The 23570-nt window shown below is 69.7% G+C and carries 25 protein-coding genes and 1 pseudogene; 11 read left to right on the top strand and 15 right to left on the bottom strand.

The window, feature by feature from the left end; translation table 11 throughout:
* The 4 genes and pseudogenes from GUY59_RS21635 to GUY59_RS21620 form a co-directional block, all read left to right on the top strand.
* Positions 1-373 (top strand): annotated as a pseudogene (locus GUY59_RS21635) (hypothetical protein); the annotation flags it as partial.
* Between the two features lie 159 nt (positions 374-532).
* Positions 533-1159, top strand: a complete 627-nt coding sequence (locus GUY59_RS21630) for a hypothetical protein (RefSeq protein ID WP_138202323.1) — start codon at positions 533-535, stop codon at positions 1157-1159.
* Positions 1156-2244: a C40 family peptidase gene (locus tag GUY59_RS21625; RefSeq protein WP_138202324.1), complete on the top strand. Its 1089-nt coding sequence runs from the start codon at positions 1156-1158 to the stop codon at positions 2242-2244. The genes GUY59_RS21630 and GUY59_RS21625 overlap by 4 nt, the downstream gene beginning before the upstream one ends.
* Before the next feature lie 13 nt (positions 2245-2257).
* Entirely contained in the window at positions 2258-2650 is a 393-nt protein-coding gene (locus tag GUY59_RS21620; protein ID WP_138202325.1) for a (deoxy)nucleoside triphosphate pyrophosphohydrolase, read from the top strand.
* 475 nt (positions 2651-3125) lie between these two features.
* On the opposite strand, the gene GUY59_RS21615 is transcribed toward GUY59_RS21620, so the two are convergent.
* Complete coding sequence (locus GUY59_RS21615) at positions 3126-3341, bottom strand: hypothetical protein (RefSeq protein WP_138202326.1); 216 nt, start codon at positions 3339-3341, stop codon at positions 3126-3128.
* Between the two features lie 1095 nt (positions 3342-4436).
* On the opposite strand from GUY59_RS21615, the gene GUY59_RS21610 reads away from it, so the two are divergent.
* The gene (locus GUY59_RS21610; RefSeq protein ID WP_161714644.1) at positions 4437-5774 is read left to right on the top strand and encodes a hypothetical protein; all 1338 of its coding nucleotides are present in this window, start codon (positions 4437-4439) and stop codon (positions 5772-5774) included.
* 66 nt (positions 5775-5840) lie between these two features.
* On the opposite strand, the gene GUY59_RS21605 is transcribed toward GUY59_RS21610, so the two are convergent.
* From GUY59_RS21605 to GUY59_RS21575, 7 genes are all read right to left on the bottom strand, one after another.
* Complete coding sequence (locus GUY59_RS21605) at positions 5841-6593, bottom strand: succinate dehydrogenase/fumarate reductase iron-sulfur subunit (RefSeq protein ID WP_138202327.1); 753 nt, start codon at positions 6591-6593, stop codon at positions 5841-5843.
* Entirely contained in the window at positions 6590-8488 is a 1899-nt protein-coding gene (locus GUY59_RS21600) for a fumarate reductase/succinate dehydrogenase flavoprotein subunit (RefSeq protein ID WP_132334174.1), read from the bottom strand. Before GUY59_RS21600 ends, GUY59_RS21605 begins: the two co-directional genes overlap by 4 nt.
* Positions 8489-8500: 12 nt before the next feature.
* Positions 8501-9289: a hypothetical protein gene (locus GUY59_RS21595; RefSeq protein ID WP_132334173.1), complete on the bottom strand. Its 789-nt coding sequence runs from the start codon at positions 9287-9289 to the stop codon at positions 8501-8503.
* A 193-nt stretch (positions 9290-9482) separates the two neighbouring features.
* Entirely contained in the window at positions 9483-9932 is a 450-nt protein-coding gene (locus GUY59_RS21590; RefSeq protein WP_138202328.1) for a response regulator, read from the bottom strand.
* Positions 9929-11071, bottom strand: coding sequence for a sensor histidine kinase (locus GUY59_RS21585; protein ID WP_138202329.1), 1143 nt, complete (start codon positions 11069-11071; stop codon positions 9929-9931). The genes GUY59_RS21590 and GUY59_RS21585 overlap by 4 nt, the downstream gene beginning before the upstream one ends.
* Positions 11068-12201 carry a PP2C family protein-serine/threonine phosphatase gene (locus GUY59_RS21580; RefSeq protein ID WP_138202330.1) on the bottom strand — a complete coding sequence of 378 codons (1134 nt, stop codon included), beginning with the start codon at positions 12199-12201 and terminating at the stop codon, positions 11068-11070. The genes GUY59_RS21585 and GUY59_RS21580 overlap by 4 nt, the downstream gene beginning before the upstream one ends.
* A 32-nt stretch (positions 12202-12233) precedes the next feature.
* Positions 12234-13163 carry a LysR family transcriptional regulator gene (locus tag GUY59_RS21575; RefSeq protein ID WP_132334169.1) on the bottom strand — a complete coding sequence of 310 codons (930 nt, stop codon included), beginning with the start codon at positions 13161-13163 and terminating at the stop codon, positions 12234-12236.
* Between the two features lie 134 nt (positions 13164-13297).
* On the opposite strand from GUY59_RS21575, the gene GUY59_RS21570 reads away from it, so the two are divergent.
* Genes GUY59_RS21570 through GUY59_RS21560 form a run of 3 tightly spaced genes read left to right on the top strand, consistent with a single transcriptional unit; the run spans position 13298 to position 16700 of the window.
* Entirely contained in the window at positions 13298-14044 is a 747-nt protein-coding gene (locus GUY59_RS21570) for a succinate dehydrogenase cytochrome b subunit (RefSeq protein WP_289514066.1), read from the top strand.
* Positions 14041-15963: a fumarate reductase/succinate dehydrogenase flavoprotein subunit gene (locus GUY59_RS21565; RefSeq protein ID WP_138202331.1), complete on the top strand. Its 1923-nt coding sequence runs from the start codon at positions 14041-14043 to the stop codon at positions 15961-15963. Before GUY59_RS21570 ends, GUY59_RS21565 begins: the two co-directional genes overlap by 4 nt.
* Positions 15960-16700, top strand: coding sequence for a succinate dehydrogenase/fumarate reductase iron-sulfur subunit (locus GUY59_RS21560; RefSeq protein WP_138202332.1), 741 nt, complete (start codon positions 15960-15962; stop codon positions 16698-16700). Before GUY59_RS21565 ends, GUY59_RS21560 begins: the two co-directional genes overlap by 4 nt.
* Positions 16701-16707: 7 nt before the next feature.
* Here GUY59_RS21560 and GUY59_RS21555 read toward each other — a convergent pair whose 3' ends face one another.
* Both GUY59_RS21555 and GUY59_RS21550 read right to left on the bottom strand, forming a co-directional pair.
* Positions 16708-17538: an alpha/beta fold hydrolase gene (locus GUY59_RS21555; RefSeq protein WP_138202333.1), complete on the bottom strand. Its 831-nt coding sequence runs from the start codon at positions 17536-17538 to the stop codon at positions 16708-16710.
* On the bottom strand, positions 17513-18001 hold the full coding sequence (locus GUY59_RS21550) for a hypothetical protein (protein WP_252375030.1): 489 nt from the start codon (positions 17999-18001) through the stop codon (positions 17513-17515). Before GUY59_RS21550 ends, GUY59_RS21555 begins: the two co-directional genes overlap by 26 nt.
* 104 nt (positions 18002-18105) lie before the next feature.
* Between GUY59_RS21550 and GUY59_RS21545 the strand changes: the two genes are divergently transcribed.
* On the top strand, positions 18106-18306 hold the full coding sequence (locus GUY59_RS21545) for a hypothetical protein (protein ID WP_138202335.1): 201 nt from the start codon (positions 18106-18108) through the stop codon (positions 18304-18306).
* A 47-nt stretch (positions 18307-18353) separates the two neighbouring features.
* On the opposite strand, the gene GUY59_RS21540 is transcribed toward GUY59_RS21545, so the two are convergent.
* From GUY59_RS21540 to GUY59_RS21530, 3 genes are read right to left on the bottom strand one after another with little or no spacing between them, the layout of a single operon-like run.
* Positions 18354-18761: a hypothetical protein gene (locus GUY59_RS21540; RefSeq protein WP_138202336.1), complete on the bottom strand. Its 408-nt coding sequence runs from the start codon at positions 18759-18761 to the stop codon at positions 18354-18356.
* A complete protein-coding gene (locus GUY59_RS21535; RefSeq protein WP_132334163.1) occupies positions 18758-19006 on the bottom strand; it encodes a hypothetical protein in 249 nt (82 codons plus the stop codon). Before GUY59_RS21535 ends, GUY59_RS21540 begins: the two co-directional genes overlap by 4 nt.
* A gap of 58 nt (positions 19007-19064) precedes the next feature.
* Positions 19065-19694: a TetR/AcrR family transcriptional regulator gene (locus tag GUY59_RS21530; RefSeq protein ID WP_132334162.1), complete on the bottom strand. Its 630-nt coding sequence runs from the start codon at positions 19692-19694 to the stop codon at positions 19065-19067.
* Positions 19695-19800: 106 nt separating this feature from the next.
* On the opposite strand from GUY59_RS21530, the gene GUY59_RS21525 reads away from it, so the two are divergent.
* Both GUY59_RS21525 and GUY59_RS21520 read left to right on the top strand, forming a co-directional pair.
* Positions 19801-21258 carry an MFS transporter gene (locus tag GUY59_RS21525; RefSeq protein ID WP_236667373.1) on the top strand — a complete coding sequence of 486 codons (1458 nt, stop codon included), beginning with the start codon at positions 19801-19803 and terminating at the stop codon, positions 21256-21258.
* Between the two features lie 168 nt (positions 21259-21426).
* Entirely contained in the window at positions 21427-21783 is a 357-nt protein-coding gene (locus GUY59_RS21520) for a cupin domain-containing protein (protein WP_132334160.1), read from the top strand.
* Between the two features lie 22 nt (positions 21784-21805).
* On the opposite strand, the gene GUY59_RS21515 is transcribed toward GUY59_RS21520, so the two are convergent.
* Both GUY59_RS21515 and GUY59_RS21510 read right to left on the bottom strand, forming a co-directional pair.
* Positions 21806-22189 (bottom strand): nuclear transport factor 2 family protein, encoded by a 384-nt coding sequence (locus GUY59_RS21515; RefSeq protein WP_252375031.1) that lies wholly within the window; start codon positions 22187-22189, stop codon positions 21806-21808.
* A 77-nt stretch (positions 22190-22266) separates the two neighbouring features.
* Positions 22267-23421 (bottom strand): RtcB family protein, encoded by a 1155-nt coding sequence (locus tag GUY59_RS21510; RefSeq protein WP_138202338.1) that lies wholly within the window; start codon positions 23419-23421, stop codon positions 22267-22269.
* Positions 23422-23570 lie beyond the last annotated feature (149 nt).

Genomic DNA, 23570 nt, shown 5'->3' with positions numbered 1-23570 from the left:
CGGCGGGGGGTCCGGCGGTGGCTGGGCGCGGCGCGGCGGCTCGTCGGGCGGCTCCCGTAACGGCTCGTCCGGCTCCTCGCGCGGGTCCAGGTTCGGCGGGTCGGGCGGCACGCGGTCGCGCGGCTCCGGCGGCGGGCTGTTCGGCGGCTCCAACAACTCCAACGGCTCAGGCCGGTCCGGCGGGTCGCGGTCTGGCGGCGGCGGTGGCCGCGGCCAGGCAGGCCCCCGGATCTTCACGTCCGGCGAGTCGTCGTCCCGCTCCTCGGAGGCGCCCCCGCTCTGGCTGCGCAGCGGCAGCGACGGCGGCGGCTCCGGAGGGGACAGCCCCTCGGTGCCGTTCTGGCTCAAGCCGAACTCCACCGACAAGGACTGAACGTGACGCCTCCGCGCCCTGAAGGGAGCGGCTTCTCGCCCCGCTTGCGCGAGAGACGACGGCCAAGCCCTGACCGATGCCCGAAAGCACGAAGCCGAAGCTGTCCGGAGGCGCCGGAAATGGCTGGGGTCCTGGTGACGGTCCCCTCGGGAGGAACTGATGGCACAGCCAGGTGACAGGCGCGGGCTCGCCTTCGCCGTCATCGTCGTGGTCGTCGCCGCGGTCGGCATCTACCTGACGATCGGGCCGTCCGCGGAGGAGCCGGCGGAGCCCGCGCCGGAGGCGACCTCCGCGGCCGTCACACCCGCGGCGTCGAGCACGCCGCTGGCGACCGCGAGCGCCGAGCCGTTCGACGTCTACTCCTACCTGCCCATGCAGAAGGAGCAGCTCGCCGCGGCGGCGGACCTGGCCGAGCGGTTCGCCGCCGAGTACGGCACGTTCCGCCACGACGAGGACCCGGCGGCCTACGCGGCGCGGCTGAAGGCGTACACGACGGCCGAGTTCGGCAACGAGCTGGCCAGGACCGTCTCCTCGGCGGGCACGATCGAGCAGAACCGGAACGATGAGATCGTCTCCACGGCCACGGCCAGGCTGAAGGAGATCAGGCAGGTCGAGAAGACCTCCGTCGTGTTCGTGATCAGCACCACCCGGCAGGTCGCCGCGAAGAGCGGCGACAAACGGCAGGACGAGGAGTTCGCGGTCACGGTGAGCCAGGAGGGAGCCGACTGGCGGGTCTTCGACCTCCGCCCGGCGACCGAGGGCCAGGAGGGAGACATTCTTCAGTGAAAGGCGCGCGTCTCGCTCTCGTGATCGGCCTCGCCGGGGCGTTGATCCTGGTGGCGGTCATACTTTCGCCGATGTTGCTGATCTCGTTGCCGTCCTTCATCTCGGGAGGCGGCACCTCCGTCGACTGCGAGGACGACACGCAGGTGGAGGAGGTGTCCGACTCGGGCAGCTCCGACATCCCCGGCAGATATCTGGAGCTGTACAAGAAGCACGGCAAGAAGATCGGCGTGCAGTGGAACATCCTGGCCGCCGTGGGCAAGCGCGAGACCGACCACGGCCGCTCCGACCTGCCGGGCGTCAAGGACGGCACCAACCACGCGGGCGCTGCGGGGCCGATGCAGTTCCTGATCTCCACGTGGGGCGGCAAGGCCAGGATCCCGATGTCGTCCGACGTCAACGGCTACGCCTCCGACGGCGACGGCGACGGTGTGGGCGACGTCTACAACCCCGCCGACGCCATCCTGGGCGCGGCGAAGATGCTCAAGCGCAACGGCGCGCCGGAGAACGTGCGGCAGGCGCTGTTCGTCTACAACCGGGCCTGGTGGTACGTCGACCAGGTCGTCGAGATCGCCAGGAAATACGCGAAGTCGGGTGAGGTGAAGGTCCCGCCGCAGGCTTCGGAGGAGTGCGACGACCCGCTGATCGAGGCCGCGCCGAGCGACGTCGTGGCCAAGATTTTGAAGTACGCGCTGGACCAGCGCGGCAAGCCGTATCTGTGGGGAGGCACGGGGCCCGACGCGTTCGACTGCTCGGGCGTCATCTACGCGGCCTACCGGGCGGCGGGATTGGTGATTCCGCGGACGACGTTCGTGCAGTGGCCGTTCGGCGTGAAGGTCCAGGAGGGGGAGGAGCAGCCGGGCGACCTGGTGTTCTTCAACTCCGGCCCCGGCACGTCCGCCAACAACCCCGGTCACGTCGGCCTGGTCGTGTCCAAGGGCAAGATGCTGGAGGCCCGCTGCCGGCTGTGCGGGCCCATCAAGGTGACGAGCTACCAGGCCCGTACGAACCGGGTGGGCTTCACCCGTCCCCTGCAGAACCCCGACGTGCTCGAACAGCTGAAGAAGCTGCAGAATCCATCCCTGTAAGGAATGTGACGTGATGAGCACGGTCGTGGTCGTTGCCGCGGTGATCGCCGCCCCCGGTGGCCGGGTGCTCGCGGCCCAGCGCGCCGAACCGGCGGCGCTGGCGGGCGGGTGGGAGTTCCCCGGCGGGAAGGTGGATCCCGGTGAGGACGAGCGGGCCGCGCTCGTACGCGAGTGCCGCGAGGAACTCGGCGTCGAGATCGCGGTGGGCGAACGCGTCGGCGGTGAGTGGCCGCTGTCGCCGGGGTACGTCATGCGCGTGTGGTTGTGCTCCTTGGCCTCGGGCGTGCCCGAAGCCAAGGAGCACCTGGCCCTGCGGTGGCTCGGTCCCGGCGACTATTACGACGTCGAGTGGCTGGACGCGGACCTGCCCATCATGAAGACCGTGGAGAACCTGCTACCCCGGTGACAATCAACTCACTCTGTGTGACATGATGATGACTCGGTGTGATTTGTCGCAACGGGGGAGTGGGAATGATGCGGCGTGGCTGGATCATTGCCGGGGCCCTGCTTCTGACGGCGGTTCCGTGTGTGCCCGTGGGGGCCACCGGGGTTTCGCTGGTGCTCGAGCGGATCAAGGGGTCCGACGGCGCGGGCAAGTGGGTCAGGACGGGGGACGTCCAGCGGTTCAAGGTGCGGCTGAACGGGATGGGCATGGGCGCGAGGGTCGCGGTGGCGGCCAGCCCGGCGGAGGCGCTGGCGGAGGTCGTCTGCGTCCCGCCGCCCGCTCGTTCCGACTTCCCGGAGCCCGCCGGTTCCGGCGTCACGGGGCCTGCCCGGCCGGGAGCCGCCGCGCCTGACCCCACGACGGCGGACCGGGCCGTCCCTCCGGCAAGCCCAGGGGAGGCGGCGTCCGAGGCGCTCGCCCTGCGGGCTTTGGAGGATCACTCCGGCTCCACCCGCGCCGGCGGCGTGCTGCCGGGGACACGGGTGTGCAAGCTGGGCCAGGTCTCCGGGGAACGATCGGTCGACGTGACGCTCACCGCGCCGGCCGGGGCCAGGGCGGTCGCGCTGGCGGCGGTCGCGAGGATGCGCACCGACTCCGGTGACGGGCTGACGACCATGGCCGGCACCGCCACCACGCGGGTCAGGAGCGCCATGCCGTCCGGTCGCCGTGGTGACGCCCATGTGCTTTCTGGCCCGCAGGACCAGCCGCCGGTTCACCACCCTGTCGTCCCCTATGGTCCGCCACCGGGCCCACCCGGGCCGGTGTGGCCCGGAGTGGAGGGCCCGCCACCCGTCGGTCCTGAGGCCGGGTGGCCGCCGCCTGGTTTCGGCATGGAGGTCTGGCCGCCCGTCGGTTTGGGCGGGCGGCCGCCTGTGGGTCCCGAAGGGCCTGACGAGGAGCGGCTCGCGATGCGGCGCGGGGCGCGCGAGCCCGGCATGCCCGGCTCGCAGGCGCGGCAACCTGTGGAGGCCGGGTCCGCCCATTCCCGGGGGACCGGCCAGCCTCAGGTTTCCGAGGAGTCGCAACGATCGGTGCGGGCTCAGGGGCCGGTGCCGGAGGCCGTGCCCGTGCGGTCACAGGGGTCGATGCCGGAGGCTGCTCCTGTGCAGTCGCAGGAGGCGGTGCGGGGAGCCGCGCCTGTGCCGTCGCAGGAGGGGGCCGCGCCTGCGCAGGGGCAAGGACCCGTGCGGGGCCAGGCATCCGCGCCCGCGCAGCCTGAAGGCCCCGCGCAGCCTCAGGGGCCCGCGCAGCCTCAGGGGCCCGCGCAGCCTCACGGGTCCGTGCCGGCTCACAAGGCGACGCCCGCGCGGTCTCAAGGCGCCGCCCAGGTTCGTACGACCGCGCGGGCTCAGGGATCGACCCGATCCCGTGGAGTGGTGGGGTCCCAGCCTGGGGGATTCGGTCAGCCGCTGCCCTACGAGGCCCCGCAGGCGATCGGGGGAGGCGTACCGTCGCCTGAGGTTTCTTTCCCGTCGGCCGCAGGCCCCGCATCGGCGCCGTTGCCGTTCGAAATGGTGTCGTCGGCGAAACGGGTGCCCCCGGATGAGCGGGTCAGCATCGTGGACGGCATGACGGGTTTCTGGCTGGCGGCCGTAGCCGTCGGAGTGCTCCTGGGGGCATTGCGGCTCATTGTCACGGTACAACAGGGCCGTAATCGGAAAATGGGGTTGTAAATCAGTCTTTACTGTTACTTTGACCCGGCTAGTATTCCCTTGACCATGGTTTCGGAACTGTGCGGAGGGCAGCGGTGGCACGCACGCGAGCGACGGCTGTGTCCGCGATCGTCCTGGCGCTAGGCCTGGCCGGTGCGGGAGCGGCTCCGTTCATCGTGCAGAGCGCCAGCGCCTCCGCGGCTGCGTACGACCCTGTCGAGGGGTGCAACCCCGGCGAGGTGTGCGACGCGTACCCGGAGAACCCCGAGACCACGGTGACGGTCACGGCGACGGCCGGCGAGCCGCCGCCCGACGAGCCGGAAGAGGAGCAGGACCCGGAGACGACGATCACCCAGACCGTCACCGCGACTCCTACGAAGACCAAGAAGAGCCCCACGCCGAAGAAGACCACCAAGACGGCGACCCCGAGCGCCACGCCGTCCAGCCCGCAACAGCCGCCGCCGCAGCCGCTGCCCACGCAGAGCGTCGAGGTGCCGCCCAGCACCTCCGCCACCGCCACTCCCGAGGAGAGCGTGGAGATGCCGGCTGTCGCTCCGAGCGACACGCCGACCGACCCGCTGCCGAGCGAGACGCTGCCCGCCTCCTCCGAGGAGGTGCCGCTGGAGTTGCGGAACGCGGCGCCCGAGTTCGACCAGCGCACGCTGACGCAGAAGCTCAGCATTCCCGCGCTGGTGCTGGTGCTGCTCGCGCTCTTCGCCGTGCTCATCTTCGAGGGGCGGCTGCGCCGGATGGCCCACGCGGCGGCGGTACGCAAGGCGGGGCCGGTGGGCCACCCGGAGATGCCTCCGGGTGGCGGTTACCCGGCGGGTCCCGGTTACGCCACGGCGGGCTTTCCCGCCCCCGGCTATCCGGGAGGCACGGCGTACGCGCCGATCATCAGCTTCGTCCCCGTGCAGACCTACCCGGGCGGCCAGGTGCAGTACGGCGCCGTCTACCAGGAGCCGCAGCCGGTCCCGCCGCAGGGCTACCCGCAGCAGGAGCAGCCCCAGGCGGAGGAGCCGGTGGTGCTGCGCCCGGACGAGTTCGGCTCCTACACCCACGAGGCGCCCAAGCAGAGCGAATACCGTGACCCGTTCGAGCCGGTGATCCCGCCTGCGGACATCCCGCCGGGCGGCGCGAGCCCGTACGAGGACGACAGGGAACACCCGATCCCGCCGGCCTCGGCGGCGGAGGCGGGCGACGCGGAGCCCTGGCAGGGCCAGCCGGCCTCGTTGTTCGAGCCGCCCGCCCGCGGCGACGCCGACTACGACCCGCCGCCCTACCTGCCCGCCGACGGCGAGGTGACCGCGATCCAGCCGCTGCCGGACCAGCCGGAGCCGGGGCAGCCGGCGGGCGCGCAGGAGGGGCAGGAGCCCGCCCAGGAGACGCCGGGCGACGCCAAGCGCAAGCGCCGCTGGGGCCGCAAGAAGTAGCGCACGTACGAACCACGAAGGCGGGGGCCGGACGATCCGGCCCCCGCCTTTCGTGTGTCAGCGCCCCTACGAGCTGCGCTTGAAGATCTTGTTGCCCAGCCACACCAGCGGGTCGTACTTGCGGTCGACGACGCGTTCCTTCATGGGGATCAGCGCGTTATCGGTGATCTTGATGTGCTCGGGGCAGACCTCGGTGCAGCACTTGGTGATGTTGCAGTAGCCGAGCCCGTGCTCCTCCTGGGCCGTCTCCTGCCGGTCCGCCACGTCGTACGGGTGCATGTCGAGCTCGGCGATCCGCATGAGAAACCGGGGGCCGGAGAAGTTGGCCTTGTTCTCCTCGTGGTCGCGGATCACGTGGCAGATGTTGTTGCACATGAAGCACTCAATGCACTTGCGGAACTCCTGGGACCGCTCGACGTCGACCTGCTTCATCCGGAACTCGCCGGGCCGGACGTCGGCCGGCGGCGTGAAGGACGGGACCTCCCGGGCCTTCTGGTAGTTGTAGGACACGTCGTTGACGAGGTCCTTGATGACGGGGAACGTGCGCATCGGCGTGACCGTGATGGTCTCGTCCTCGCTGAAGGTGGACATGCGGGTCATGCAGCCCAGGCGCGGCTTGCCGTTGATCTCCATGCTGCACGAGCCGCACTTGCCCGCCTTGCAGTTCCAGCGCACGGCCAGGTCGGGCGCCTGCGTGGCCTGGAGCCGGTGGATGATGTCGAGGACGACCTCGCCCTCGTTGACCTCCACGGTGAAGTCCTCGAGCCTGCCCTCGCCGCCCTCGCCGCGCCAGACCTTGAACTTTGCCTTGTAGCTCATGACTTCGCTATCCCGTCGAACTCGGTCATCTCTTCGTCGGTGAGGTATTTGCTCAGCTCGTCGCGTTCGAAGAGACCGATCAGCTCGTCGCGCATGCGCGGCTGGACCTTCTCCTCGACGCTGACCGAACCGCCCTCGGTGGAGCAGACGAGCAGCTTGCGGCGCCACTCCGGGTTCATCCCGGGGAAGTCGTCGCGGGTGTGCCCGCCGCGGCTCTCCTCGCGCAGCAGCGCGGCGCGTGCCACGCACTCCGAGACAAGCACCATGTTGCGCAGGTCGATCGCGAGATGCCACCCGGGATTGTAGACGCGCGAGCCGGCTGCTCCGACCAGGGCCACGCGCTCCTTCAGCTTCTCCACGACCTGGAGCGCCTCGGCGATCTCGCCGGGCTTGCGGATGATGCCGACCAGGTCGTTCATGGTGCGCTGCAGCTCGTGGTGCACCTCGTAGGGGTTCTCGCCGCTGCGTCCGAGCGGCGCGAGCGCCTCCTCGCGGGCCGCCTCGACCGCGTCGTCGGCGACCTTGGGACGGCCGGCGAGTCCGTCGACGTACGCCGCCGCGCCCGCGCCCGCCCGGCGCCCGAACACGAGCAGGTCGGACAGCGAGTTGCCACCCAGCCGGTTGGAGCCGTGCATGCCGCCGGAGACCTCGCCGGCCGCGAACAGGCCGGGCACGGCCGCCGCGCCCGTGTCGGCCTCGACCTCGACGCCGCCCATGATGTAGTGGCAGGTCGGGCCCACCTGCATGGGCTCGGCGGTGATGTCGACGTCGGCCAGCTCCTTGAACTGGTGGTACATCGACGGCAGCCGCTTCTTGATCTCCTCGGCGGGAAGCCGGGTGGACACGTCGAGGAAGACGCCGCCCTGGGGCGAGCCGCGACCGGCCTTGACCTCGGCGTTGATCGCGCGGGCCACCTCGTCACGCGGCAGCAGCTCCGGCGGGCGCCGGTTGTTGGCCTGGTCGGTGTACCAGCGGTCGCCCTCTTCCTCGCTGGTGGCGTACTTGTCCTTGAACACGTCGGGGACGTAGTCGAACATGAAGCGCTTGCCCTCGGAGTTGCGCAGCACGCCGCCGTCACCGCGGACGGACTCGGTGACGAGGATGCCGCGCACGGACGGCGGCCAGACCATCCCTGTGGGGTGGAACTGGATGAACTCCATGTTGATCAGGTTGGCGCCGGCGAGCAGGGCCAGGGCGTGCCCGTCGCCGGTGTACTCCCAGGAGTTGGAGGTCACGACGTACGATTTGCCGATGCCGCCGGTGGCCAGCACGACGGCCGGCGCGTCGAAGATGATGAAGTTCCCCGTCTCGCGCCAGTAGCCGAACGCGCCGGAGATCGCGTCGCCGTCCTTGAGCAGCCGGGTGACCGTGCACTCGGCGAAGACCTTGATGTAGGCCTCGTGGTCGCCGTGCGTCTCGTAGTCCTCCTGCTGCAGCGCGACGACGCGCTGCTGCAGCGTGCGGATCATCTCCAGGCCGGTACGGTCGCCCACGTGTGCGAGCCGCGGGTATTCGTGCCCGCCGAAGTTCCGCTGGCTGATCTTGCCGTCTTTGGTGCGGTCGAACAGGGCGCCCCAGGCTTCGAGCTCCCAGACGCGGTCGGGCGCCTCCTTGGCGTGCAGTTCGGCCATCCGCCAGTTGTTGAGGAACTTGCCGCCCCGCATGGTGTCACGGAAGTGCACCATCCAGTTGTCGTCGGGGTTGACGTTGCCCATCGCGGCGGCCGCGCCGCCCTCGGCCATGACGGTGTGCGCCTTGCCGAACAGCGACTTGCAGACGATCGCCGTGCGCTTGCCCTGCTGGCGCGCCTCGATCGCGGCCCGCAGGCCGGCGCCGCCCGCGCCGATGACGACGACGTCGTACTCGTGACGCTCTGTGTTTAGCGAGTTTTCCACTGAGGCTGGTCCTTACGCGTACGGGAAGGCGATGATGCCCTTGGCGACCAGGCGCACATAGAGGTCGGCGCCCATGACGGAGAACATCGAGGCCCACGCGAGGGGCTGGTGCTTGGCGTTGAGCTTGGAGACGAACGTCCAGGCCCGGTAGCGCAGCGGGTGACGGGAGAAGTGGTTGAGCCGGCCCGCGGTGATGTGGCGGCACGAGTGGCAGCCGAAGGTGTAGCCGAGGATGAGCACGGCGTTGAGGACCAGGATCCACGAACCGAGACCCAGTGGCTTGTGCACCACGGCCAGGACGGCGTCGTAGGTGAGGATGGCGCCGATCACCACCGCGAAGTAGAAGAAGTAGCGGTGGATGTTCTGGATGATCAGCGGGAACCGGGTCTCACCGGTGTACTTCCCGTGCGGCTCCTGCACGGCGCACGCCGCCGGCGACAGCCAGAACGAGCGGTAGTAGGACTTGCGGTAGTAGTAGCACGTCAGCCGGAACCCGCCGGGCAGGCCGAGGATCAGCAGCCCCGGCGGGAGCGCGTACCAGTCGCCGACGGGCGCCCATCCGAACAGCCGCGCGCCCTCGCAGACCTCCTGGGTCGTCAGGCAGGGCGCGGCGAACGGGGCGATGTAGGGCTCGACGAAGTTGCTCGTGTCGATGATCGCCCACACACCGTAGACAAGGAATGAGCTGAGCCCGAGGAACGTCACTAGCGGTACGAGCCACCATCGGTCGGTGCGCAGCGTGCGCACCTTGACCTGGGCACGCTGCCTTCTCGCTGGTGCTTCGGGCGTCGTTTGGGTCATCGCGGACCTCTCCACCTCCCGCGGACCCATCGCGCAGGGGGTCCGTGGTTTTCGTATTCGCTGGGCGCGCGGATGGCGATCTCCGCTCAGGCGCGCGTTGGTGGGGGATACGTTACGACGACAGGATCGAGTTTAGTGAGCCGGGTCACTCACAATTTCGATGACTCGCTGTGATTCCTGTCACGTAGCCGCGTCACAGGCGCTGCCCCGAGGTGGGAAGTTTAACCACCGTTACAAAAAAATTATCGATTTGCCGGACAACGCGGATGAATTGCTCGAAGTCCACCGGCTTGGACACGTACGCGTTGGCGTGCAGCCGGTAGCTGTGCAGGATGTCCTCCTCCGCCTCCGACGTCGTCAGGATCACCACGGGGATCGTGCGCAGCGCCGGGTCGTCCTTGACCTCCCGCAGCACCTCCCGGCCGCTCATCCTGGGCAGATTGAGGTCGAGCAGGATGAGGTCGGGGCGGATCGCGTCGCGGTATTCGCCCTCCCTCCGCAGATAGGCCATCGCCTGCTCGCCGTCGTTGACCACGTTGAGGCGATTGCGCACCTTGTTGTGGTCGAACGCCTCCTTCGTCAGCAAGATGTCGCCTTGATCGTCCTCCACCAGGAGCACGTCGATCGGCCGCAGGTCAGTCATGATCGGTCTCCAGCCACGGGTAGTGTCCAGCGGAACGTCGTGCCCCCGCTCTGCGCGTCGCCGTCCAGCCACAGTCTGCCACCGTGGTACTCGACGATCTTGCGGCACAGCGCGAGCCCGATCCCCGTACCCGGGTACACGTCCCTGGGGTGCAGCCGCTGGAAGATCAGGAAGATGCGGTCGGCGTATTTCGGCTCGACCCCGATGCCGTTGTCGGAGCAGCTGAACTCCCACATCTCGCCCGACCTCTCCGCCCCGATGTGGACGCGCGGAGGCTCCTCGGAGCGGAACTTCACCGCGTTCTCGATCATATTCTGAAAGAGCTGGGTGAGCTGCATCCGGTCGCCGGTGACCTGGGGCAGCTCGTCGTGGGTGACCGTGGCACCGGTCTCCTCGACCATGGCCGAGAGGTTGTCCAGCGCCGCGTCCAACGCCACGCCCGACTCGACGGCGGTCTTCTCGCTGGTCACCCGACCGACCCTGGAGAAGTCGAGCAGGTCGTTGATGAGCAGTTGCATGCGCTTGGCGCCGTCGACCGCGTAGTGGATGTACTGCCTGGCCCGATCGTCGAGTTGCGGGCCGTAGCGCTGCTCCAGCATCTGGCTGAAGCTGGCGACCTTGCGCAGCGGCTCCTGCAGGTCGTGGCTGGCGACGTAGGCGAACTGCTCCAGTTCGCCGTTGGACCTGCGCAGTTCCACGCTCTGGTCGGTGGCCACCCGCCAGGCCGCGACGATGCGGTCGCGCATGGAGTCGACGTGGCTGGCCAGCTCGGCCAGCTCCGCCGGCCGGTCGACGTGCAGAGCGTGGTCGAAGTCGCCGGCGGCGACCGTACGCACCTGCGTGGTGAGCCGTTCGATGGGGTTCAGCACCGCGTGGCGCACGATGAACGCCAGCCCGACGCCGCAGGCGAGCAGCACCCCGAACACCACGATCAGCGCGTAGTTCAGCCGGGTGAGCTGCGCGGCCACCTCGGGCGGCGGGGACAGCTCCATGGTCCTGACGCTCATCAGCAGAATCACCGTGACGCCGGTCACGAACGCGAGAGCGGCGATCGCTCCGACGAACAGGAACCAGCGGGCGACCGGCAGCCGGCCCAGCCCCGTGGGCTCCCGGGCGGGCGGCAGCGGGTGGATGCTCATCCTCTCCTCCTGCGCAGCAGCACCACGGCCAGGTCGTCACTCAGTGTGCCGACGTGGGTGATGAGCCGGTCGAGATCGATGTCTCCGTGGGCGCGTACGAGCTCGACGAGGCCGTCCACGCCGATCTCCCCGCCGGGCTCGCCCACGGCCGCCTCGATCAGGCCGTCGGTGTAGAGCATCATCGTCCACTCCTCGCCCAGCGGGACGTCGATGACCCGCCACTCCACGTCGGGGAAGATGCCGAGCGGCGGACCGGAGGGCGTGTCGCACACCACCTCGACGTGACCGTCGCGCACCAGCACCGGAGGAGGGTGGCCGACCACGCGCATCCTCGCGTACCGAAGGTCCGGGGCGATGGTGGCCGTGCAGAGGGTGGTGAAGATCTCGGGGGCCTTGCGCTCGGCGCGCAGAAGCGCGTCGAGCGTGCGCAGCATCGTCTCGTCGGTACGCCCGGCCAGCACCAGCGTGCGCCAGGCGATGCGCAGTGCCACGCCGAGCGCCGCCTCGTCGGGACCGTGTCCGCAGACGTCGCCGATCACGACGTGCACGGAGCCGTCCGGCGTCTGCACGGTGTCGAAGAAGTCACCGGCCAGCGTGCCGCCGCTGCCCGGCAGGTAGCGGGTGACGTGCTCGATCGCCTCGGTACGCAGCAGTGCGGCGGGCAGCAGCGCGCTTTCCAGCCTGGCGTTCTCCTTGGCCTGCAGCTCAGCCTGCACGAGCGCCAGATGGGCCAGGTCGGCCCGCTTGCGCTCCATCGCGTATCTGATGGCCCGTGCCAGCAGGCGCGCGTCGATGTCCTGCTTGACCAGGTAGTCCTGGGCGCCCGCCTGCACGGCGGCGACGCCGACGTGGACGTCGCGCAGGCCGGTGAGCACCAGCACGGCCGCGTGCGGGGCCAGCTTCAGGACCTCCTCCAGGGCCTGCAGCCGGCTCGCGTCGGGCAACGTCAGGTCGACCAGCACACACTGGATGTGTTCGTTCAGCTTCTCCTTCGCCTCGCGCAGACTGCGCGCCCAGGAGGTCCTCGGCGGGGCTTCCGCCTCTTTGAGCAGCTCTTCGACGAGGAAGGCGTCGCCATCGTCATCCTCGATGAGGAGCAGCGTCAGCGTTTCTGAAAGATTTGCCGTCAAGACGCCTCTTCGGGGAGTTGGAGCGGTGGTGCTCATTCTGCGATGAGCTCCACCCCTTGTGGAAGCGTGCCCTCATGCCCAGATTCCACCACGAAAGCTAGCAGGATCTCACGGAACGCCTGGGCCGCTCTGGTCGGCTCGACGTCCTTACGGTGAGCGAGGGCGATCGTCCGGCTGAGCCCCGGCGGCGCGAGCGGCGTGCCCGACAGGCCGGGCCGCCCGTCGAGCACCATCGACGGCACCACGGCCACGCCGAGACCGGCCTCCACGAACCGCAGCACCGCGTCCATCTCGCCGCCCTCCACCGCGAACCTCGGCTCGAACCCCGCCTGCCGGCACGCCGCCAGCGTGGCCTCCCGCAGGTCGTAGCCGCGCCGGAACATCACCATCGAACGGCCGCGCAGGTCCTCGATGCGCAGGTAGGGCCCGCGCGTCGCCTCGCGGGAGGGCGCGACGACCACGAGGTTCTCCCTGAGGATCTCCTCCGTCACCAGGACCGGGTCGTCGCTGTGCAGCGGCATTATGATCATCGACAGGTCGAGCTGCCCCCTGGCCAGCGCCCTGACGAGGTCGCGCGAGCCGCCCTCCTCCACCAGCAGCTCAATCCCCGGGTACGCGCGGTGGAAGCGGGCCAGCGCGTCGGCCAGCAGCCCCGCGCACAACGACGGCGTGGCGCCCAGCCGCACCCGGCCACGGCGCAGCCCCGCGAGCTCGGCCACCTCCTGCCGGGCGGTGTCGGCGTCGGCCAGGATGCGGCGGGCCAGCGGCAGCAGCGCCTCTCCTGCGGCGGTCAGCGTGACGTTGCCCCGGGCGCGGGAGAACAGCCGGGCGCCCAGATCGTCCTCAAGGGTCTTGATCTGCTTGCTGAGTGACGGCTGCGCCACCCGCATGCGCTCGGCCGCCTGGGTGAAGTGCCTGGTCTCCGCGACCGCGACGAAGTAGGCCAGTTGTTGCAGCTGCATGTGATTTTCCTCGCATCGGCCGACCGTCCCTGGCTTGGAGCGACCGTACAAACCAAGCATCATAGCCGGTGGCTATCGAAACGAGGCCTACGATGACTTGGACGGATCATCGCTGCGTACATAGCGTCTAAGACGTGACTGCCACGATAGAGCGCGGCGCCGCCACAGCGCCCGTCACCCCGCCCAGCACCCCGAAGCGCAGCAGAGCGCGCGGCTTCATGGGTTCCTCGAACGGCAAGAAGGCCGTGATGGCCGTCACGGGCGCCGTGATGGTGCTCTTCCTCGTCCTCCACATGCTCGGCAACCTCAAGATCTTTTTCGGCCGCGACTCGTTCAACGACTACGCGCACGCGCTGCGCACGCTGCTCGAGCCGCTCGCCCCCTACCGCACGGTGCTGACGATCGTGGAGATCGTGCTCGTCGCCTCCGTCGTCCTGCACATGTGGGCCGCGATCTCGCTGGCCCGGCGCGCGGGCAAGGCCAGGCCGGTGAAGTACGTCGCCAAGAAGTCGCAGGCGAGCGGCTACACCACCCACATCATGCGGTTCGGCGGCCTGACGATCGCGCTGTTCGTGGTCTGGCACCTGCTCGACCTGACCTTCGGCGTCGTCAACCCCAAGGGCTTCGACGCGGCCCCCGCCGACCGGATGGTCGCGGGCTTCGACCCGTCCCGGTGGTGGGTCACGCTCATCTACGTCGTCGCCGTCGTCATGGTCGGGCTGCACCTGCGGCACGGCGTCTGGAGCGCGTTCCAGACACTCGGCTGGGCCGGCCGAACCCGCACCAGGACGCTGCGCCTCGGTGCGGGGCTGCTGTCCGCCGTGCTGGTCGTCGGCTTCCTCGCCCCGCCCCTCGCGATCACGTTCGGAGTCGTGCAGTGAACTACACCCAGGGCCCGGACATCCGGGACACGAAGGCGCCCTCCGGCCCCATCGAGGAACGGTGGGAGAAGCGGAAGTTCAGCGCCAGGCTGGTCAACCCGGCCAACAAGCGCAAGCTCCACGTGATCGTGGTCGGCACCGGCCTGGCGGGCGGCTCGGCCGCCGCGACCCTCGGCGAGCTGGGCTACAACGTCACCTCGTTCTGCTACCAGGACTCGCCCCGCCGCGCCCACTCCATCGCCGCGCAGGGCGGCATCAACGCCGCGAAGAACTACCGCGGCGACGGCGACAGCATCCACCGGCTCTTCTACGACACCGTGAAGGGCGGCGACTTCCGCGCCCGCGAGTCGAACGTCTACCGCCTCGCCCAGGTCTCCGTGAACATCATCGACCAGGCCGTCGCGCAGGGCGTGCCGTTCGCCCGCGAGTACGGCGGCCTGCTCGACACCCGCTCGTTCGGCGGCGCCCAGGTCTCCCGTACGTTCTACGCCCGCGGGCAGACGGGTCAGCAACTGCTGCTGGGCGCGTACCAGGCGCTGGAGCGGCAGGTCGCGGCCGGGACCGTCACCATGCACACCCGGCACGAGATGCTCGACCTGATCGTCTCCGACGGGCGGGCGCGCGGCGTCATCGTGCGCGACATGGTGACCGGCGAGATCGAGCGGCACGTGGCCGACGCCGTGGTGCTGGCCACGGGCGGCTACGGCAACGTGTTCTTCCTTTCCACCAACGCCAAGGGCTGCAACACCACGGCGATCTGGCGGGCGCACGAGCGGGGCGCGTACTTCGCCAACCCCTGCTACACGCAGATCCACCCGACCTGCATCCCGGTCTCGGGCGAGTACCAGTCGAAGCTGACCCTGATGTCGGAGTCGCTGCGCAACGACGGACGCGTGTGGGTGCCGCTGCGCAAGAACGACTCCCGCGCCCCCGGCGACATCCCCGAGCAGGAACGCGATTACTACCTGGAGCGGATCTACCCCGCGTTCGGGAACCTCGTGCCCCGTGACATCGCCTCCAGGGCCGCCAAGAACGTCTGTGACGAGGGCCGCGGCGTCGGTCCCGGCGGGCTCGGCGTCTACCTGGACTTCCGCGACGCGATCGGCCGGCTCGGGCGTGACGCCGTGGAGGAGAAGTACGGCAACCTGTTCGAGATGTACGAGCGCATCACGGGCGAGAACCCGTACGACGTGCCGATGCGCATCTACCCGGCCGTGCACTACACGATGGGTGGGTTGTGGGTGGACTACGACCTGCAGGCCACGATCCCCGGCCTGTTCGTCATCGGGGAGGCCAACTTCTCCGACCACGGCGCCAACCGGCTCGGCGCGTCGGCGCTGATGCAGGGGCTCGCCGACGGATATTTCGTGCTTCCCACCACCATCGGTGACTACCTCGCGGACGGCCCGTACGGCGACGTCGACGAGGAGGCCGTCGCCGAGGCCGAGGTCAAGGTCCGCGACAAGATCGAGCGCCTGCTGTCCGTCAACGGCACCCGCACCCCCGACTCCTTCCACCGCGAGCTGGGCAAGCTCATGTGGGACTACTGCGGCATGGAACGCACGGAGGAGTCGCTGCGCAAGGCGCTGGAGCGCATCCCCGAGCTGCGCGAGGAGTTCTGGCGGGACATCAAGGTGACCGGCACCGCGGAGGAGCTGAACCAGGTCCTGGAGAAGGCCGGCCGCGTCGCCGACTTCTTCGACCTCGCAGAGCTCATGTGCCTGGACGCCCTGGTCCGCACGGAGTCGTGCGGCGGCCACTTCCGCGCCGAGTCACAGGACTCCGACGGCGAGGCGCTGCGCGACGACGAGCGCTTCGCGCACGTTTCCGCCTGGGAGCGCACCCCCGGCGGGCCGGTGCTGCACAAGGAACCGCTCGAGTACGAGTACGTCAAGATGACCCAGCGGAGCTACAAGTGAACCTGACCCTGCGCGTCTGGCGCCAGAGCGGCCCCTCCGACGACGGGCGGATGGTGACGTACCAGGTGGAGGACGTCTCCCCGGACATGTCCTTCCTGGAGATGCTGGACGTCCTCAACGAGCGTCTCATCCTGGAGGGCGACGACCCGATCGCCTTCGACCACGACTGCCGCGAGGGCATCTGCGGCATGTGCGGCATGGTCATCAACGGCGTGGCGCACGGCGAGCAGCGCGCCACGACGACGTGCCAGTTGCACATGCGCCACTTCGAGGACGGCGCCACGATCACCATCGAACCGTGGCGGGCGGCGCCGTTCCCGGTCGTCAAGGACCTGGTGGTGGACCGGAGCGCGTTCGACCGGATCATCCAGGCGGGCGGTTTCGTCTCCGTGCCGGCCGGTTCGGCGCCCGACGCCCACAGCATCCCCGTACGCAAGGAGGACGCGGACGACGCGTTCGACGCGGCGACCTGCATCGGCTGCGGCGCGTGCGTGGCCGCCTGCCCGAACGGCTCGGCCTCGCTGTTCACCGCCGCCAAGATCACGCATTTGAGCCTGCTGCCCCAGGGCCAGCCGGAACGGGTCCCGCGCGCCAAGGCCATGGTGGACCAGATGGACGCGGAGGGGTTCGGCGGCTGCACGAACACGGGGGAGTGCACAGCGGTCTGCCCCAAGGGCATCCCGCTGGACACCATCGCCCAGATGAACAGCGACTACCTCAAGGCCAACAGGAAGTAGGCCGTCCTCACTCCCGGGCGGCGAGGAAGCCCGTGATCAGGTCGGCGACGGCCGCCGGCTGCTCGGCGAGCAGGTCGTGGCCGGCGTCCAGCTCCCTGACCTGGATGTTCGCCGGCAGGCCGGCGAGGTCGCGGCGCACCCCCCTCCTGAACGCCTCCATCAGCTCCCCGCCGGGCATGCCTTGCGGGTCGCGGGCCGCGATGACGACCAGGGCGTCGCAGGAGACCTCACGCAGCAGGGGGATCGTGTCGCGGAACTCCGGGGTACGGCGCACCGCCTCGAGCAGGTCCACGCCCGGCCGGGCGTGGACCTGCCCGCCCCTTTCGACCAGCGCCCTGGCGGGGAACATGGGCCTGAGCTCGGCGGGCAGCGGCCGGCCCAGGCTCGCGGCCTGCTCGTCGAACGTGGCCCTGAGCCGTGCCAGCTCCCGATCCCTCGCCTCCGGGTCCATCCCCGGGTAGTTGCCCGGGTCGCTCTCGGCGCTGCGCAGCCCGTCGAGGTTGACGATCGCCGGGCATTCGGGATGACGCCTGGCCCACGCCATGGCGAGCATGCCGCCCAGCGACTGGCCGACGACGGGCGGGTTGCCGAGCCCCAGGTGTTTCACCACGGCCTCGAGGTCGTCCAGCGCCTTCTCCCACTCCCACGGGCCGTCGCCGGACCGGCCGTGGCCCCGCAGGTCGAGCGCCACGGCCCGGTGGCCGGGCAGGTCGAGCGGGTCCCAGGCTTCCAGCGTGCCGCCCAGGCCGTGAAGGAGGAGGACGGGCTCGCCGGAGCCGCCGTGGTCGCGTACGGCGAGGGGGATGTCGTGATCAGTGATGGTGACGTCGTGCGGCATGATGCTCCTGAGGTTGGTTGAGCCGTTCGCGGATGGAGCGGGTGCTCACCCCGCCGCCGGGATGCCGGTCGAGCTTCGCGCGCTTGACGAGGTCGTGAACGCCCTGCCGGGTGATGCCGAGCATCGCGCCCGCCGTGGCGAAGGGCACCGCTTCCTTGCCCGGATGGCCCGCGCGCCGGGCCACGGCCCTGCCGAACGCGGTGCGCCACCACTCGTCCGGTGGGTCGAACGGGCCGTCGCCGGGGAAGAGGGCCGCGACCAACCGCGCCGCCGTACGGACCGCGAGGCTCTCGTCGGGGCCGAGCAGCTGGGCGGCCCACACCTCGGCCTCGATCCGCAGCCGCGCCCTGACCGGTTCGACCTGCTCGTCGGAGCCGAACAGGATCTCCAGCGGGTCGACGATCCGCCGCCCGACCAGCTCGGCCAGCTCACTTGCCAACGCCACATGCTCGCGCGTGCTCACTTGACGCACAATAGCAAGTACTTGCGCCATAACGTCAAGTAGCTGGGGCGTGCGGCGTACACGGCCTATCGTGGCCGCGCCAGCCCGAAATCGAGGAGCCCTGTATGTCGGAGCGCGAACAACTGAGTATGTTGAGGAACATACAAAGGGGGCATGACGTCACGTCGGCGTTCCTGGCCCTGTTCGCCATGAAGGGCTTTCAGCCCGATCTGGTCGCCGCGGCACGTCGCAGGGGAGATGTGCTGCTGGTCGACCTGCCTGGGCTGCTCGGAGCCGGCGAGCCTGTGGTGGTTCCCGGCTCGTGATCGGGTGGGCCGGCAGGGGCGAGTGAGGCAGCGGCCGGAAGGCCCGGTCAGGCGGTCTGGCGGGACTCGTCGTTGGCGTTGGTGCGGATCTGCTGGATGCGCTGCTTGGTCAGGCCGAGCAGCTCGCCGATGTCGCCGTCGGACAGGCCCAGCTCGTGCATGTGCTTGACCCGCTTCTTCAGCGTGCGCGTGTAGTCCTCGGCGATCGCGGCGGCCTGGCGCTGGAGTGCGGCGAAGTCGTCGAGGTCCTGCTCGGACAGGCCGGGCAGTGCGTAGTGGAAGACGGGCGCGGCCGGCCGCTCGCGGTCGGCGAACAGGAACGGCAGCCCTTCGGTGACGTCGGCGTGCAGCTCCTTCAGCGTGCGCGCGGACATGCCGCCGGCCACGCCGTCCACCTGGGCCAGCCACAGGCTGCCCGCCAGCGTGATGTGCACGTCAACGCGGTCCGCGGTCATGCGTCCTCCAGCCAGTGGTCGCCGAACAGGTGAGCGAGCCCCTGCTCGAGGGAGTCGACCAGGTGGGGCGTCTCCCCGGGGTAGAGCGGGACGATCGCGCGGGCCGCGACGCGGCCCTCGGCGTCCCACAGCAGGAGGAAGCGTTGCCGCCTGGTCGTCTCCGCCCAGTCGCAGCGCAGGCCATGGGTGTGGGAGAGCCCGATGATCCGGTCGCGGATGGCCGCGTAGTCGTCTCGTTCCACCACACGCGGCAGACTATATCCCTTGCCTACCACCGACAAGAGGTCTTGTCGCCGACATTCGCTATGGCGTGTCCCGGGCCCAGGCGCGCAGGAAGGTGCACACGGCGGCGCGGGCCAGGTCGCGGAGTTCGGTGTCGCCGATCTGGCGGGTGCCCAGACGGGAGCGGGCCTCCAGCGGGCCGAGGAGCAGTGCGAGGAACTGCTCGGCCGCGAGGTCGGGGTCGGTGGCGCGCAGGCGGCCGGAGAGTGTGAGCCGGGCCAGGCGGTCGGCCAGCGCCTGGGTGAGGTGGTGGGGGCCGCTGCCGGTCACGACGTCGAGAATGTCAGGAAATCTCGTGATCTCGGAGTAGAGCAGCCGCTTCAACGCGCACGAACGTTCGTCGGTGTGCAGTCGCAGCAGCGCGTGGGCGACGTCCTCCAAAGCGCCGGCCAGATCGTCGCCCGGGTCGGCCAGCGGCGCGAGCGCGCCGATCCGGGCGTCGAGCGCGGCCTGCGAGGCGGCCTCCACGGCGTGCCGGAACAGCGTGGCCTTGTCGGTCATGTGGTTGTAGACCGTCGGTTTGGCCACGCCCGCTTCGTCGGCGATGTCCTGCACGCAGGCCTGCGTGTATCCCAGGCGGGCGAACACGGCGAACGCGCCGTCGAGGATCGCCTGACGCTTGTCGATGCGCCCGCGGGCGCTGGTGGCCATAACTGTGATTGTACGCCCTGGTTCAACGCTATGGACGTACGGGTTGCATGCGAACGCATGAGATAACTACGTTGAACTCATGAGTTCAATACCGTCGGATAACCGCATGGATGCCCGGCTCCTGGGCATGATCGGCGTGATCCTGCTCGGCGGGTTGCTGGGCATTCTCAACAGCACGATGGCCGCCGTCGCCATCGACACCCTGGCCGGCGCCTTCTCCACCTCGCTCAGCACGGTCGGCTGGACGTCCACCGGCTTCCTGCTCGCGGTCACCGCCACCATCCCGTTCACCACGTGGGCCGTCGACCGGTTCGGCGGCAAGCGGCTGTGGCTGACGGGGCTCGCCCTCTTCCTGGCCGGATCGTTGCTGGCCGGGCTGGCCTGGAACGTCGGCAGCCTGATCGCCTTCCGGGCGCTCCAGGGGTTCGGGGCAGGACTGCTCGACCCGCTCGTGCTGATCCTGCTGGCCAGGGCCGCGGGACCGCGCCGGGCCGGACGCGTGATGGGGCTGATGGGCGTGGTGCTGTCACTCGGGCCCGTGCTCGGGCCGATCGCGGGCGGCGTGGTGCTCGCCGGCCTGTCGTGGCGGTGGATGTTCCTGCTCAGCGTGCCCGTCGGACTGGTCGCTCTGCTGCTGGCCGTACGCGTGATCCCTGCCGAGGAGCCGTCCGATGGGTCGTCCGATAGGTCGTCTGGTGGGTCGTCCGATGGGTCGTCCGGTGGGTCGTCCGGTGGGTTGCCCGCCCGGCTGGACGTCGTCGGGCTGGCGCTGCTCGGGCCCGGATTCGCGGCCGTCGTCCTGGCGCTGTCGCAGACGGCCGAGCAGGGGTCGTTCGCCGCCTGGCAGGCGCTGCTGCCGCTGGCGGCCGGCGTGCTGCTGCTGGCCGCGTACGCCGTCCACGCGCTGCGTGCGCGAGGGGGGAACGCGCCACTCATCGACCTGCGCCTGTTCGCCAGCCGCGGATTCACCGCCAGCGTCACGATCATGGGGCTCGGCGGGTTGTCCCTCTTCGGGGCGCTGTTCGCGCTGCCGCTGTACTACCAGCAGGCGCACGGGCACGGCGTGCTCGCCGCCGGCCTGCTGATGGCCCCGCTCGGGCTCGGCGGCTCGATCGCGATGCCGCTGGCCGGGCGGCTGTCGGACCGCATCGGCGCGCGCGGCCTGGCCGTCGGGGGCGTCATCGTCGCCCTGCTCAGCGCGGTGTCCTTCACCCGGATGGGAGCCGACACCCCCGAGATCTGGCCGGCGCTGGCGGCGCTCACGCTCGGGCTGGGCAGCGGATGTTTCAGCGCGCCCACCATGGGTTCGCTCTATCGCACGCTGCCCGGGCCCATGGTGGCGCAGGGCAGCTCGGTGCTCTACATGCTCAACCAGCTCGGCGCCGCACTCGGCGTGGCGGTCGTCACGCTCGTCCTGCAGACCGCCGGCGACGTGATCACCGGTTTCCACGGCATCTTCTGGTTCGTCGTGGCCGTGCTCGTGATCGTGCTGGCGGTCATCCCGCTCCTGCCCGGCAGGCCGCCTGCACATGTCGTACAGGAAGAGCCGGCGAGAACCCGATGACGGCGTGGTCTCGCGTCCTGGACGGTCACCGGCGGCTCATCCCGCGCCGCGGCACCGGCATGCGGAAATTGGGTCATGATGAGAACCAATTGCGCGGGATTGGCTCTGTGAACGAGCCTTTTTCGCGGCTTGGATGTTTTCTCGTACACCAACCGCCGAGGAGGAGAAATGGCTGTCGAAGTCAGCGCTCAGGTGTCGGTTCCCGAGGTCATCGGCACGTTGCCGGGGCCGTGGCAGCAACGACAGCTCGCCGAGGTGAACGACGCGGTGGTCCGGCTGGCCCGCTTCCACGGTGCTTTTCCGTGGCACCACCACGACGAGGACGAGCTGTTCCTGTGCTGGGACGGAACGTTCAGCATCGAGCTCGAAGGGCGGGAGTCCGTCATCATGCGGACGGGTGATGTCTTCGTCGTGCCCCGAGGATTGCGGCACCGGCCCGTGGCCGACGAGCCGGCGCACGCGCTCATGGTGGAGAAGCCGGAAACGAAGCAGTACGGCAGTCAGCCCGAGAACGGACAGGTGTGAAACGCTCCACCCGATGGACGGCTCACCAGCGCTCCACGAGGTGCTCGCGGCCGGGCGGCGGATCGTAGGGCTCCGGCCAGTAATCGGTGACGCGGCTGATCAACCCCAGGGGCGAGGCCTCGAACCAGACGCACGCGTCCAGTGGCTCATCGCCGACGCGAGCGTCGATCCACGCCGCCGCATGGAGGCCGTCGGCGACGACGCGCCGCACCCGTAGGTGCCAGTCGCCGGGATAATCCCTGTTGAACTGGAGAAAGGCCGGCTTCCCGCGGATGCGCTCGCGGGTCTGCGGCATCTCGTACACCACGTCCTCAGCGAGCAGGCCGCCGAGCGTCTGCCAATCCCGCTGCTCGGTGCTGTCGACGTAGGACTGCACGGCACGCCGGGTTCTGGAGGTCTCGTCCACCCGCCGCACTCTACGTTCTGGCGCCGACAGGAAGACGGCTCCCCGCCTGTCGCGCACGCGGGGAGCCGGCGGGCCGGTCAGCCCTTGTAGTTGAAGATCTGGCGCAGCGTGTGCTGCACCTGCACCAGGTCTCTCTGGTCCGCCATCACCTGGTCGATGGGCTTGTACGCCTCCGGGTGCTCGTCCACCAGGGCGGCGGCCCGGTCGGCGTTCCAGGTGCGGCCGCTCATGGCCGCGGTGAGCGAGGATGCCGACAGCTCACGCTTGGCCTTCGTGCGCGACATGCGGCGGCCCGCCCCGTGGGAGCACGAGGTGTACGACTCGGGGTTTCCCCGCCCGCGCACGATGTACGAGCGCGTGCCCATCGAGCCCGGGATCACGCCCTCGTCGCCGCTGTCGGCCTTGATGGCCCCCTTGCGGGTGATCCACAGCGACTTGCCGTAGTGGGTCTCCTGCTGGGTGAAGTTGTGATGGCAGTTGATCGTGCGGACGCGCCGTCCCTTGCCGGCGACGCGGAACAGGGCGTTGATCAGAACCTTGTCCATCCGGGCGCGCGAGGCCATCGCGTAGCGCTGAGCCCACAACATGTCCTCGACGTACGCGGTGAACTCCGGCGTGTTCTGGACGAAGTACGCCAGGTCAGGGTCCTCCAGGCCGACCTGCTGCCTCTTCATCATCTTCTTGGCGCCCGTGATGTGCAGCTGGGCGAGCTGGTTGCCGATGCCGCGCGAACCCGAGTGCAGCACCGTCCAGACGCGGTCGCGCTCGTCGAGGCAGACCTCGACGAAGTGGTTGCCGGAGCCGAGGGTGCCGAACTGGTCGGCCACCTTCTTGGTCTGCTTCGGGTTGAGGTCGGTGTGGGGGAGCCCGAGGTCGCTGAGTGCGCGGTCGGTCGACGGGTCGTCGTGGCCCTTGCCGACGCCGGCGGGGATGCGCTGCTCCACCAGCGGCATGAGGGCCGCGAGCGTGTCGGGCAGGTCCGAGGCCGTGAGCGTCGTCTCCGTGGCCACCATGCCGCAGCCGATGTCGACGCCGACGGCGGCGGGGATGATCGCGTTCTCGGTGGGGATCACGGAGCCGACCGTGGCACCGATGCCGACGTGCGCGTCTGGCATGAGAGCGACGTGGCCGGAGACGAACGGCAGGCGGGCGGTGCGTGCGGCCTGCATGATCGCGCCTTCGTCGATCTCGCTGGCCCACGACAGCAGGTTCGGTGCGGGCTGGTTCGGCATGACAGAGAACTCCTCACTGGGTCTTGATCAGTGTGGCTGGACCAGTAAGGATTTCCCACTTATTTTACGCAGCCCCGGCCGGAAACGCTTCCCGGCCGAGCGCGGGCAGAGAGAGCGTTTTCTCGCCAATCGGGCCGGTTTTCACATGG

This window comes from Nonomuraea sp. K271, from assembly GCF_009908215.1.
In the GTDB taxonomy this organism is placed as follows: domain Bacteria; phylum Actinomycetota; class Actinomycetes; order Streptosporangiales; family Streptosporangiaceae; genus Nonomuraea; species Nonomuraea longispora.
Note: the sequence above shows the minus strand (reverse complement) of the source record. Positions and strands in the feature narration are given on the sequence as shown.

Excerpts from the sequence above, each read along its gene's own strand:
- GUY59_RS21630 (WP_138202323.1), top strand. The coding sequence starts at position 533 with ATGGCACAGCCAGGTGACAGGCGCGGGCTCGCCTTCGCCGTCATCGTC.
- GUY59_RS21620 (WP_138202325.1), top strand. The coding sequence starts at position 2,258 with ATGAGCACGGTCGTGGTCGTTGCCGCGGTGATCGCCGCCCCCGGTGGC.
- GUY59_RS21615 (WP_138202326.1), bottom strand. The coding sequence starts at position 3,341 with ATGGCGCTCCTGACCCGCGTGGTGGCGGTGCCGGCCATGGTCGTCAGC.
- GUY59_RS21605 (WP_138202327.1), bottom strand. The coding sequence starts at position 6,593 with ATGAGCTACAAGGCAAAGTTCAAGGTCTGGCGCGGCGAGGGCGGCGAG.
- GUY59_RS21595 (WP_132334173.1), bottom strand. The coding sequence starts at position 9,289 with ATGACCCAAACGACGCCCGAAGCACCAGCGAGAAGGCAGCGTGCCCAG.
- GUY59_RS21590 (WP_138202328.1), bottom strand. The coding sequence starts at position 9,932 with ATGACTGACCTGCGGCCGATCGACGTGCTCCTGGTGGAGGACGATCAA.
- GUY59_RS21585 (WP_138202329.1), bottom strand. The coding sequence starts at position 11,071 with ATGAGCATCCACCCGCTGCCGCCCGCCCGGGAGCCCACGGGGCTGGGC.
- GUY59_RS21575 (WP_132334169.1), bottom strand. The coding sequence starts at position 13,163 with ATGCAGCTGCAACAACTGGCCTACTTCGTCGCGGTCGCGGAGACCAGG.
- GUY59_RS21555 (WP_138202333.1), bottom strand. The coding sequence starts at position 17,538 with ATGCCGCACGACGTCACCATCACTGATCACGACATCCCCCTCGCCGTA.
- GUY59_RS21545 (WP_138202335.1), top strand. The coding sequence starts at position 18,106 with ATGTCGGAGCGCGAACAACTGAGTATGTTGAGGAACATACAAAGGGGG.
- GUY59_RS21540 (WP_138202336.1), bottom strand. The coding sequence starts at position 18,761 with ATGACCGCGGACCGCGTTGACGTGCACATCACGCTGGCGGGCAGCCTG.
- GUY59_RS21530 (WP_132334162.1), bottom strand. The coding sequence starts at position 19,694 with ATGGCCACCAGCGCCCGCGGGCGCATCGACAAGCGTCAGGCGATCCTC.
- GUY59_RS21525 (WP_236667373.1), top strand. The coding sequence starts at position 19,801 with ATGGATGCCCGGCTCCTGGGCATGATCGGCGTGATCCTGCTCGGCGGG.
- GUY59_RS21520 (WP_132334160.1), top strand. The coding sequence starts at position 21,427 with ATGGCTGTCGAAGTCAGCGCTCAGGTGTCGGTTCCCGAGGTCATCGGC.
- GUY59_RS21510 (WP_138202338.1), bottom strand. The coding sequence starts at position 23,421 with ATGCCGAACCAGCCCGCACCGAACCTGCTGTCGTGGGCCAGCGAGATC.